The organism is Secundilactobacillus muriivasis (assembly GCF_054785195.1).
In genome coordinates this window covers 25,541-37,423 of the sequence record NZ_BAABMI010000029.1, presented here as the reverse complement: position 1 = coordinate 37,423, position 11,883 = coordinate 25,541, and the positions used below count along the sequence as shown (strand labels likewise).

Here is an 11,883-nt window from a genome sequence, read left to right as displayed (position 1 = left end):
TAAACGAAAAAACGCATCAACGTTATCACTTACTGCGAACCCAACGCGCACTTGTGTATCCACATACGATTCCAGTTGGCCACTACCAAATTCGCGTGACCAACCAGCTTGATCGGACACAGGGCCTCCTCTTGTCGAAGACGATTGCCTACCGACTGGCCCCTGAACCACTGGTTTACCAACATCGAAGTCGCCCGTTTGAGTCATTTGTATATGAATTTTCACGCTGATGCACCCCACCCATACCACGGGAGGTGATAAGGACGGCCAATGGTAACGGGCGGTTGAAGGCAACACAAAAATAAAGGTTCATTGAATGTCGACAGATGACATTCAATGAACCTTTATTTTTGTGCGAAGTAGCTGATTGCTTAGTGCGTTGTTGTTGCTACATTGGCCTTTTCCCGAGTCGTTGTCCAAATAATCAACCCAAATTCGATGATCAACAAGATAGCAAATAGGCCAAAAGCGTTCCAGGAACCAGCGGCAGTTAGCGTTGCTTGACTACCGGCATGGGCCTGGCTCGTTGCGACGATGGCAGCGGAGATGCTGGTCCCTAAAGCGGCCATGAATTGTTGCGCCGTGTTATAAATGGCATTGCCATCGCTATTTTGACTCGCACTTAAATGCTGCAAGCCATTGGTCATCAGGTTACCGTAATGGAGCCCCATTCCGAACATGAAGAACATGTAGAGGCCAATAATCATCACGTCATTGAGGTGGTGGCCCCACAACCAGAGTCCCAGCATGCCAATGACGGTCAATGCGGATCCCACTCGGAGTGGTAAGTTGGCGCCAAGCCGGTCGTAAAGTTGACCACTGATTGGTGCCAAGACGGCGCCAAGTGCGGCCCCGGGTAAGACTAACAGTCCTGCCATCAAGGTACTTTGCCCGTTCACGAGTTGGATATAGTTTGGCAGTAAGAATGACAGTGCTAGTGCAGCCATTTGAATCAGACAGAAGCAAATGAGGTTTCGTCTGAAATCAACGTTACTGAATAGCTTTAAATCTAAGATGGATTGCTTAAGTTGACGGCTTCGCGCGATAAATAAACCGAGGCCGATAATGCCGATTAGTAGTGCCCCGCCAACAGATAAGCTTAAAAAGGCTTGGCTACCAAGGTTACTGATCCCGAAAATCAAACCAGCAAACGTAATGATGATGAAGATAACGCTAAGCTGATCGATGGTTGCGGCACTGGTGGGCACTTTTTGTTGAATGCAAAAGATGCCTAAAAGCAACGCAATAATCAAAAGTGGCATTAAAAACGCAAAGATGTAACGCCAGCCTAAGGTTGCCACAACGATCCCCCCAAAGGTTGGGCCGATAGCGGGCGCAACCCCGGTGATTAAGGTGCCGACCCCCATCATCGTCCCCCGTTTGGCGAGTGGGACCTGTTCAAGAATGATGTTGAACATGAGCGGTAGCGCGATCCCGGTACCAAGACCTTGGACAGCCCGACCGAGAAGCAGTACCCAAAATGCGGGCGCAATGCCATCTAAAATGACCCCGATGATAAACAGGGTGATCGCAGTTAAAAAGAGCTGTTTCATTTTGAAGCGTCGTTTTAAAGTTGCCGAAAGCGGCACCATAACGGCCACAACGAGGAGGTAAATCGTTGTCATCCACTGGACGAGATTGGTGGCAACGTTAAATTCTCGCATTAATGTTGGAAAGGTAATATTCATTGCGGTTTCAATGATGACGCCACAAAACGACATGAGACCGGTGGCAATGATGGCACCGATGACTTTGATTGGAATTTGCTCAGATTGTTGACTTGTTGCCATTGAGGTACACGTCTCCTTAGAAATTAATTTATGTTAGCAGGCTAACAAATATCTAGTTTAGCAGGATTCTCAGAAAATGCAAGGTCGCATCTGAATTGTAGGTAAAATATGTTGCACAGAACGTCAAAAAAATGCGTTGAATTCTAATTTGCAGAATCCAACGCATTTGGAGATGTTCAATCCCCTAAATTGGTAGTTTAATGACGAACTTAGTCCCAGTCGGATGATTATCGCTGACTTCAATCTGACCATGATGCAGGATCACAAGTTGTTGCACAATGGCCAGACCCAAACCATTACCCTCAACGGTTGACCGCACCGTTTTAGCACGGTAGAACCGATCAAAGATATGTGCTTTTTGGTCGTCATCAATCCCCCGCCCTTGATCAGTCACACTGAGTTGGAGGCTGTGTGGCGTACTGGTCAATCCAACGACGATCGTCGATTGGGCCGGTGAGTACTTCTGAGCGTTGTTTAGCAGGCTAACTAAAATTTGCTCAACGCTATCAGCATTGACTTCGGCAACGATATCAGACGCAACGTGAACGAGAACGTCTTGAGAGAGCGAAGCGCCGTAGCCATCCACCGTGTTCGTTACGAGCTGACTAACGTTAACGGGGGCCGTCACTAATGTCAGCTGATTGGCGCGGGACAGTTTCAGTAAACTTTGCACTAATCGTTGCATCCGTTCTGATTCCTGATCAATGAACTCAAGGGAACTGGGAATGACTTCCGGATGCGCCTTACCGCGCCGCTTAATCAGTGACACGTGACCACGAATCGTTGCGATCGGGGTCTTGAGCTCATGGGAGGCATTTGACACGAACTCCCGATCCGCCCTTGCCTGTTGGTTCAACGATGCCAGTAGCTGATTAAACGCCTGACTTAGATCGTGCACTTCTTGCGGCGATTCGGGAACTGGCAGTTGCGTTTGGTACTGGTTGGAGAGATCGTGGTTAATAGCTTTGGTGGTTTCGGTTAAGTCTGCTAGTGGCCGGTTTAACTGACGCGCCAGTAGGTAGATTAGCCAAATACCAAGTGCGAAGAACGCAAGTACAATGAGTAGAATTAACCGAATCAGGAGCCATAAGAGGTAAATGACGCCGTTCAACTTCAACCAGACGTCGTATTGGACGTGAGTGATGCCATTATCGCGATCCTCATCGGTGGCACTCACGTGGTAGTAGAGACCAACTTTGGACGAATAACTGATATTGTCACTGAGCCGGTGAGTTTTACCGGTTTGTTGCTGGGTTAAAAAACGCTTCGTTCGCGGTGACTTCAAGGCATAGGCCTTCTTCTTCGTGGGCGTCACTTGAATGCGAACGAAGGTGTTGTGGGTATCGGTCGAATTACCTAAGCGCCACCAAAACCAATCGTTACGATTGGCGATAAACGATCGCTTCAGTCCTCTGGCAACGCCAACCGCTTGTTGACGCTCTAGCCGGTACTGTTTATACCCCACCACTGAAACGATCGTGATACTGAGAATCAACGTGATGCCGAGTAGGAGTAGCCCGTATACCTTGGTGATTCGGGCCGCGCTAGTATTGAGTAGTTTACGCTTCATGCTCGTCAGCACTCCTTAGCCGATACCCAACGCCGCGAACGGTTTCAATCAACTGGCCATCGAGTTGGGGGTTGATTTTATTGCGTAAATACCGCACGTAAACGTCCACAATGTTGACTTGCCCTTCAAAGCTGGTGCCCCAAGCATCGTCCAGTAAGTCGTCACGGGTCAAAACTTCTCCTGGATGTTGCATGAACGTGAGCAGTAGATCGAACTCGCGTTGAGTCAACTGTACTTCGGTTCCCTGATACAGGACCTGACGGGTTTTGATATCGAGTTCGAGGTCCCCGACTCGGTATTTTTTATTGGTGATATTGCGTTGATTATTGTGTCTGAGAATCACCCGAACTCGGGCGAGAAGTTCCTCGGTTTCAAAGGGTTTGGTGATGTAATCATCGGCGCCGGCATCTAGGCCGGATACCTTATCACCAACGTAATCACGAGCGGTCATCATCATGATGGGCACGTCGTAGTGGCGGCGGAGTTTGCGAATAACGCCCAACCCATCAATGCCGGGCAACATCCAGTCTAAAATAATGAGTGAGATGTCATCCGGGTGGGCCGCAAATTCACTTAAAGCAGTTTCACCATCCGGGACGGCAATCACGTTGTAGTCTTCAAAGCTTAACTCGGACTGCAGGTAAGACCGTAACCCGACTTCATCTTCAACTAACATAACCGTTACTTTCAATTGTCTGATCCCCTTTTTAACGTCATTTCTTTTTCTTAGTGTATCATACGAGCTTGTTAAGGGTTCGTTAATTTTGAGACTGCCACAAGAAAGTGTCCGTCATCTCGGCAACTTGTGAATTGCGTCGTAGTTGTGAGTGTTGGGCGTGGACGCCATAAAAGACGTGTTCGTGGTAACTGCCGACCCGGTCTCGAACGAGGTAGCCGAGTGACCGAGAACTGGCGTTGAGAATCTTACCATCTGAATCACTTCCATCCGCAAGATTGCCATAAAGATTAAGGATCCGGGTGTGTTGAAGCCGGAGTTGGTCTCGATGAGTCATCGCGGCTTGATAAGCCGGTGTTTCCCAGGTTGGTCGTCCACTTGGTAAAATTCGGTTGGGATGTTGGTGCCGGTGTTGACCGGGAATGCCATCGAAGTTGCCGGCAATGGCGACGTATCTGGCTAACTGCGGTAGTTTAGGATTGTTGCTATTTTGAAGTAGGTACTGAAGTACAGCACTGTTACCCAGCGAATGGGCAACCACGTTGAATTGTTTAAACTGGTACCGCGCTTGTAATGCCACCAGCACATTGCGTAACCATCGGCTTAACTGTTTGGCATCGCGAGTATGGTTATCGGTAAAAATCACTTGAATCAGCGGATGACGGTTGTGCGCCCGCTAGTCACCGCGAAGTTGAACCTGACCCGTCGGACTGACGGTTGCCACTAACGCAGACTGCGCCCGGGCATGATCGACAGCTTGATTCATTAAAAATGCCATTGATTTGGGTCCACCACCATAACCGTGAAGATAAAGTGTCGGTGTGGTCCGCGGCTTGGGCGTCGCTTCAGCAGCCGGTGCGATGATATTAATGCTGATGCCAAGTAGTACTAATATTGCAACGATAATCATAATCAGTCGTTTCACGGTACAGTTACCTCCCTAAATACTCATTACCGCCAGTTTAGATAAACTGGCGGTTCCCATCACTCAACTGGACGTTAGCGGTTGATGAGAAATTCTCAGAATTGGAGTATGGATTTCGCTGGATGCGAGTTTAGTAGCGGTAACTAAGATGAAACGACAAAATATGTTTGCGCTAACTTCAAGCGTCAATGCTCGGTTTAGCAACCGTGCTGACTGACTGAATATGCTATAATAAAAGGTGAACTCAAGTTCGGTTAACAAACCATTTTTGGAGGTGGCAACATGGATCAGGCCAGCTATGTGAAGCACAACGACGCCCTGGTAGCAAAGTTGCCCGATTACGTTGGTGACTACTATTTAACGAAGTCAACCGTGCCGCTGTCGCCGGCGACGTTGTATCAGTATTTAAACGAGTTTCACCGGTTCTTTGCTTGGATGATCGATACTGGCATTAGTCAGGCATCGACGCCTGCTCAAGTCACGCTTGAGGAGTTGGCCACGTTTAAGAAGCAGGATATGGAATTATACAAATCCTACCTATTAAATCGTGGGAAGCAAACTGCTGCTCATCCGGAAGGCGCGTTATCTCGGCGAACGGTTAACCGTTCGCTGAACGCGTTATCGGCCCTCTTTCGGTATTTGACCGAAGAATCGGAAAATGCCGAGGGCGAGCCCTACTTTTACCGGAATGTCATGAAGAAAATTGCCTTGGTGCAGGATAGTGAAACCTATGCGACTCGGGCGCGGCACATCAAGGATCAGTTGATGATGGGTCACACGGATGTTGACTATCTCAACTACATTCAATCCGGTTATGGTGAGACCTTAGATAACGAGCGTAAGCAACGTTATTATCAGCGGGATCGCGAACGCGACGTTGCCATTAACGCGTTGATGCTGGGAACTGGCATCCGGGTATCCGAATTGACGAATATGGATGTGAAGCACCTTAGCGTCAAAGCGGCCACGGTTTCCGTTCGGCGAAAAGGTGGTAAGTGGGATTCAGTGCCCATCGCTAAATGGGTGCTCCCCTACGTTCAGCCATATCTGGATATCCGCCAAATCCGGTATCAGGCAACGACTCAAACGCCAGCCCTCTTTTTAACTAAGGGCACGGAAACCCCTCGCCGCATCACAACCGCAACGGTGGAGTTGTTGGTCGCCAAATACTCACAAGCCTTCAACCACGTGCGAATCACGCCACACAAACTGCGGCACACGTTAGCCTCGAAGCTCTACCTTGAAACGAAGAATGAGCACCTTGTGGCCACTCAATTAGGCCAAAGCTCGACTAGCGCGACCGGGTTGTACACCCACGTGGTGGATACGAAGCAGCGGGATGCGTTGAATCGGTTGCATGATAACTAATATAAACAAGGTCCATTGTTTTATGTAGCTGTTAACTTCAGTGGCATTATTACTTCGGGGTAAAGCTCACGAACCACTGATGTGTTTTCTCACGCTACTTTTATAAAATTAATCTGAAAAGCGTCACTAAAAACAACCATCGATGAACCAATGGTTGTTTTTAGTGACGCTTTGAATTTTTTTCAATTAGATAAAACGGGTAACGGTTATTGAAAGTTTTTAACCGAAGTACCTAGTAGTGTTTTATATCTGTTTAAAATTGATTCGGTTTGACTTGTGACAAGCGCATGTATATTTCAGTATAGATATGTCGGTAATCTTTCGTTACATATGGTTTGAGTAACTCATACACTGATTTTGTAATTGGAATTTTAGGAAAATCTGTTGCATGAAATGGTGCGGCTTTTGATACCCAAAAAGTAGGTAAAAAGACACATAGGTAGGCTAGATTTTGATAAGCATCTGTTGAGTATTCGGAGTTGAGAATATCGTTATTTTTTAAAAAATCGAATATTTGATTGTATTGCAACAGCAAACGGGCTCTAAAACGTTCTATATTGTCACGTGCTTTTTTGGAGTCTTGGTAAAATTCGGGAATGTTTTCGTAGTAATATGGGTTATCAATTTCGTTTTGTTCCGCTTCAAAAAATGATTGAAGCAATTGTGTTAAAACAGCGATTGGCTCAGCAGTAAAATCTACTTCAGATAAAAACTGATTTTCTGCTTGTTCCTGAAGCGAAGCTAACAAATCATCTTTTTGAGGAAAGTAATACGTTAGATTACCGATTGTAGTTCCGGCCGCGGCGGCAATTTCACGTAGCGTTACATTGTTGTACCCCTTCTCGTTAAATAATTCAGAGGCTTTTTTACTAATTTTTATTTTTGTATTTTTCAAAGAATCATCTCCGTGAGTATATTTTAGCAAATATTGATAACGTTAAACACCAAAAAAGATGCTTGACGATATTTTTAGTACGGTGTACTATAAAACTACCGTACGGTGTACTAAAAATATTTTGATTTGAGGTTAATATTATGACAACAATTAGAGTACGACCTGCTGCGCAAAATCCAGGACGCATGATTAGCTCCAAAATGGATATTGAAGACTTTCTTGAATTAACAAAACGTACCGAATGTGATTGCACCTGTGTGGGATCGACTTTTGAGTTGACGCCTGAAAGTAAACGAGAGGACTTTGTTGATGTTGCCACCGAAATTGGTGATCGACGGCTCAATTATGCTAAACAAATGGAGCAGGATGATAATTTGGTCACTGCTGCTAATTTTTATTTGAGAGCGAGTGCCTGTTATCGAGTTGCTGACTATGGATTACCAGGTATTACTGATGAAAAATTAACGGTGTATCATAAATTGGTATCATCATTTCAAAAATATCTGAAACTTGGCCCGGATAATGTTTCAGTAATTGATATTCCATTTGAGGATAAAACGATGGAAGCTTACTATGGTATTCCTGACGATTGCAAACCAGATACGCCTGTCTTAGTATTCATTCCTGGGGCAACCGGATTTAAAGAAGAAAACTACTTTATTGCACATTATTTTTATGATAGAGGTATCCCCTTCATTATCTTTGATGGACCAGGTCAAGGGGTTTCGTTATACTTTAAACAGATGTATTTAGGTGTTGATAATTATGTAACCGCTGTCAAAAATGTCATTGATTATGTTCGTGCTGATGATCGTGTTGGTGATAAAGTTGCACTTTACGGTATGAGCTACGGTGGGTTCCTGGCAACTCAGGCTGCTTGCGCATTGAATGACGACATTTGTGGTGTAATCTCACGAGGTGGAACTGACAAAACGGATACCCTAACTAAGCATCCATGGGCGGGACACGACAACTTCTACTTAAATGGTTTTTTGCGTAAGTTCAATGTTGATGACTTAGAGACTTGCTCAAAAATATCAACAGCCCAAGACATTACCGATGATCTTCATAACATCACGGTACCATTGCTGATTATCCATTCCCATGAGGATCCTATTTTGGGGGTAGAAGGTGCAAAACGAATTTATGATTTATGTTCATCAACGGATAAATACTACGCTGATTTTCCGGGCAACACTCATTGCGTAAACGATCAAAATGATACAGCCAGCGCTTTGGCAGCGGATTGGATGGGTAAACGGATGCTAAGTCGTTAATTTAAACCGTGTAGCTCAAGTGAAAATGACATGTTCATGAACGCATGGATTACGACTGCTCAGTTACCTGACCTTCATTTCTTGAGCCATTTTAAAAACCACCATTACATCTTTAGGATTGGGAGATGTAATGGTGGTTTTTTTTAGCTATGATTTAAGCAAAAAGCACTAATTTTCTACCTGAGTAAACGCCGCAGCCTGATACTCCGGCTCCGGATAGTGATAGAACCCCTGCCCGGTCGCAACGCCCAGTTGATCAGCATCAACTAGTATCTGCAGCTTATCGATAATGCGTTGATAACGCTCATCGTTGGTGTTGGCGAGGAACCCCTTCTCAATATTAATCGCGGTGTTCAGTCCCATGATATCTAGGAAGCCAAACGGTCCCCGGTCAACACCCATACTAACCATCCAGTTTTTATCGATCGATTGTGGATCAGCAACGTCGTCGGCCCATAGGAATAAGGCGGCGTTGATCATCGGTAAGAAAATCGAATTCATGACGTAACCAGACGTTTCCTTTTGAATGAGGATTGGCAGCATCTTGATCTGTTTCGCAAAGTCGGTCGCATCATCAATCGTCGTTTGTGGCGTAGTTGGGGCCCACATGATTTCGGCCACGTTATGCACCCAAATTTGATTGGCAAAGTGCATTGCTAAGAAGCGGTCGGGGTTAGGCGCAAACCCAATCAGTTGGCTTGGCAGTAACGTTGACGTATTGGTTAACAACAGCGTTTCTTCACCAATGTAGGGTTTTAAACTCTTATAAAGCGACTCTTTGATTGAAAGTCGTTCCGAAACGGCTTCAACGATAACATCAGTACCGGTAATGGCCGATTCTAAGTCCAGCGTTAATGATAACCGCGACTTGGTTTCAGCTAATTGTTCGGCCGTTGCTCCTAAATCATGCACATACTGATCCGGAAACTGATCGAGTTTTTGCTGAGCGGCGGCGATAGCGGCATCATTAATGTCGTAAATAACAGTATCAATACCTGAAAATGCGGACTGATAGGCAATTTGGCTTCCTAAAACGCCACCGCCTAAAACAACAACTTTGTTAGCTTTCATCAAAATGGCCCCTTTCTGGGTTGACGACAGTTTCGCAATATTGCACAGCTAGAATAGAATGATTATTAGTTAAAGTCAATTAATCGCGCTCGGGATGATTTTGAGCAACTTCGGCTTCAGGTGAACGCGTTCGAGAAGCTAAATACTGGTTGAGTTGATCGACGAGCGCTGGCGGTAATTTTTCATCCGTGTATTGTATAATCCGGCGTAACCGATTGGCCTGAATGAGTTTATTAAGGGAAACATCTTCTTTGGTAACCAAGGCTGAGTCAACGATGATGACCCGCTTATCCCCGTGGTAAGTCTTGGCAATCGCAATTGTGCCAACTGATGGTTCGGCGTTTTTGGCAGGTTCTCCATTCGCAAAATAGGTGTGTGAGCCGGTTCGCCACTGGTATTCATGAGTCAAATTTAGGGTTAGTTCACCTGCTTCATCCTTATTTAAATGAATCGCAGAGATGACGCGTCTTGATTTTTGTGGAATTTGTTTTGCCATGTTGCTCACCCTCCATTTGTGAACTAATTTTTGAATGCGTTAAGCTGTAATTGGTTTCGTCAACATTGTATGAGTTTACCTCCGATTTGTGTTGCAAAATGATTTCATTTCAAGACAAGTCGGTATATTGAGCATGGAATGTTTCATAAAATGACAAAATTGGTTTTTGTTCATGATTTAATTGCTGGCAACCTGTTCGCTTGTATTTTTAGGTGAACATGGTATGCTTAAATTAGCTATTTAAGAACGTATGTTCGATAGAGACTGGAGGTCCGCTTTGTGAACACCAAAAACGTCATTGCCGGCTATAATCGCCATTTTCAAACAACCCAGCAAACTCGGCTTAGCCCACAGGAACGCGCTAAGGCCCTGCTTCAACAACGACAAGAAAAGTCGATAACTGATTCAACGGAAACCCCAACTGAGCCAATCGTTGAATCTACGCCAACTTCAACGGATGCAGCCTTGAAGAAGCAAGTTCGGCAACTTAAAAAAGCACTTAAACGCGCAACGGCTCAAGAACAAACGCTTAAAACGCAACTTGCTCATCAGATGCAGGAAAATCGGCGCCTAAAGTCAGCATTGGTAAGGGCCCAACAGACCACTCAACGTGAACAAAGTGAACGACAAACTGCTGAACAACAGCTAAAAGCGCAGCAATTACGCGTTCAAACTGATTACGTGACCAAGCAACAGCATCAAGCCGATATCGATGAGTTAACGCAGGCGCTAACGGAAGTCCAACAGCAAAATGGTCAACTCCTTAGTCAGCGTGACCGAATTGGTAATCGCCATAATCGGTTAAAGGAACAGTATCAACAACTGAATGCCACCTACCAAGACCTACATCGAGTGTTAGCCAACAATGAACTCACGATGGTCATTGATGCACTCAATGGCGATTATCGAAATTTACGAAATCAATATAAGAAACTCCTACGCCGCTTTCTTCAAGCCAACGAAGAATTGCAGCAGCGGCGTGACAAGCGGCATCGCGATTTATTGCAACTGCTGTATCGTAACAATCACTTGGCACCGTGGCAGTGTCGCCAGTTATTGCGACAGATGGACAGGCAAGTTTTGGCCGATTATTTTGAACGGTATTTGCCATTAGAAGCGCACGTTGTTATGGTGACCGATTTAGTTGATCAAGAAAACATTGCTCAGGTATTAACGCTACTTCGACCGTTGATTCGGCAGCTTTCTACCCATTATCAGCAGTCAAATGCAATTAATGCGACCACGTTAACGGAACTTGAACAGTTGGCGCACCAAGAGCAAATTCAAATTGGTCAGGATACGACACTCAATCAGCGGATTCTTCCCAAACTCCTCGCTAAGAACAAACCGCTTCGCATTAAACCGAAGCAATCAGTACCACTGCATGATGACCAAATTAAACAACGCGTGCTGTACAGACAGGTTTTGAAGAATCGGTTGATTGTAGTCATCGACTGGACAACCAAGGCCTCGTTGGTTAGGCGACTGACGCAGTACGGCGCTCGAGTCGTGGCGTTCAATGATGATCATTATCCGACCGGTCGGGTACAATCAGTGCTGGCGGATGCTAAAACTGACTTGATCATTATTAATCCGGATGGCATGCATCATTTGGTCTCGGACGCGATTAGTCAGTTGAGCCCAATTGCGCAAAAAAAGATTCTCAACGTTAAACAAGCGACTACCCAGAACCTTTGGGATACGATTATTAGCCGCTTGTATCACCTGAGCTTTCCAGAAGGGACAATGCGTGAGTAACTAAAAAACGAGTCTAAACATGCCCCATCACGGAGCACTGTTTAGACTCGTTTTTTT

The 11,883-nt window shown here is 45.5% G+C and carries 10 protein-coding genes and 1 pseudogene; 4 read left to right on the top strand and 7 right to left on the bottom strand.

Annotated features, from left to right (window positions below; translation table 11 throughout):
• On the top strand, nt 1–230 hold a 230-nt coding region (locus ACYVR3_RS07865; protein WP_461243795.1), incomplete at its 5' end, for a hypothetical protein.
• A 141-nt stretch (nt 231–371) separates the two neighbouring features.
• Here ACYVR3_RS07865 and ACYVR3_RS07860 read toward each other — a convergent pair.
• From ACYVR3_RS07860 to ACYVR3_RS07845, 4 genes and pseudogenes are all read right to left on the bottom strand, one after another.
• Nucleotides 372–1,790, bottom strand: coding sequence for an MFS transporter (locus ACYVR3_RS07860; RefSeq protein ID WP_461243794.1), 1,419 nt, complete (start codon nt 1,788–1,790; stop codon nt 372–374).
• A 184-nt stretch (nt 1,791–1,974) separates the two neighbouring features.
• Nucleotides 1,975–3,360 (bottom strand): HAMP domain-containing sensor histidine kinase, encoded by a 1,386-nt coding sequence (locus ACYVR3_RS07855; RefSeq protein ID WP_461243793.1) that lies wholly within the window; start codon nt 3,358–3,360, stop codon nt 1,975–1,977.
• Nucleotides 3,350–4,051, bottom strand: coding sequence for a response regulator transcription factor (locus tag ACYVR3_RS07850; protein ID WP_156301631.1), 702 nt, complete (start codon nt 4,049–4,051; stop codon nt 3,350–3,352). The genes ACYVR3_RS07855 and ACYVR3_RS07850 overlap by 11 nt, the downstream gene beginning before the upstream one ends.
• A 67-nt stretch (nt 4,052–4,118) precedes the next feature.
• Nucleotides 4,119–4,946 (bottom strand): annotated as a pseudogene (locus ACYVR3_RS07845) (alpha/beta hydrolase).
• Between the two features lie 297 nt (nt 4,947–5,243).
• Between ACYVR3_RS07845 and xerS the strand changes: the two are divergent.
• A complete protein-coding gene (xerS, locus tag ACYVR3_RS07840; RefSeq protein WP_461243792.1) occupies nt 5,244–6,329 on the top strand; it encodes a tyrosine recombinase XerS in 1,086 nt (361 codons plus the stop codon).
• 253 nt (nt 6,330–6,582) lie between these two features.
• On the opposite strand, the gene ACYVR3_RS07835 is transcribed toward xerS, so the two are convergent.
• Nucleotides 6,583–7,224 carry a TetR/AcrR family transcriptional regulator gene (locus tag ACYVR3_RS07835; protein ID WP_461243791.1) on the bottom strand — a complete coding sequence of 214 codons (642 nt, stop codon included), beginning with the start codon at nt 7,222–7,224 and terminating at the stop codon, nt 6,583–6,585.
• 140 nt (nt 7,225–7,364) lie between these two features.
• Between ACYVR3_RS07835 and ACYVR3_RS07830 the strand changes: the two genes are divergently transcribed.
• The gene (locus ACYVR3_RS07830) at nt 7,365–8,501 is read left to right on the top strand and encodes an alpha/beta hydrolase (RefSeq protein ID WP_461243790.1); all 1,137 of its coding nucleotides are present in this window, start codon (nt 7,365–7,367) and stop codon (nt 8,499–8,501) included.
• Between the two features lie 168 nt (nt 8,502–8,669).
• Here the strand turns inward: ACYVR3_RS07830 and ACYVR3_RS07825 are convergent, their stop codons facing one another.
• Both ACYVR3_RS07825 and ACYVR3_RS07820 read right to left on the bottom strand, forming a co-directional pair.
• A complete protein-coding gene (locus ACYVR3_RS07825) occupies nt 8,670–9,572 on the bottom strand; it encodes a 3-hydroxyacyl-CoA dehydrogenase (protein ID WP_461243789.1) in 903 nt (300 codons plus the stop codon).
• Between the two features lie 79 nt (nt 9,573–9,651).
• Nucleotides 9,652–10,068 carry a DUF5839 family protein gene (locus ACYVR3_RS07820; RefSeq protein ID WP_461243788.1) on the bottom strand — a complete coding sequence of 139 codons (417 nt, stop codon included), beginning with the start codon at nt 10,066–10,068 and terminating at the stop codon, nt 9,652–9,654.
• Between the two features lie 279 nt (nt 10,069–10,347).
• Between ACYVR3_RS07820 and ACYVR3_RS07815 the strand changes: the two genes are divergently transcribed.
• Nucleotides 10,348–11,826 carry a hypothetical protein gene (locus tag ACYVR3_RS07815; RefSeq protein ID WP_461243787.1) on the top strand — a complete coding sequence of 493 codons (1,479 nt, stop codon included), beginning with the start codon at nt 10,348–10,350 and terminating at the stop codon, nt 11,824–11,826.
• Nucleotides 11,827–11,883: the final 57 nt, after the last annotated feature.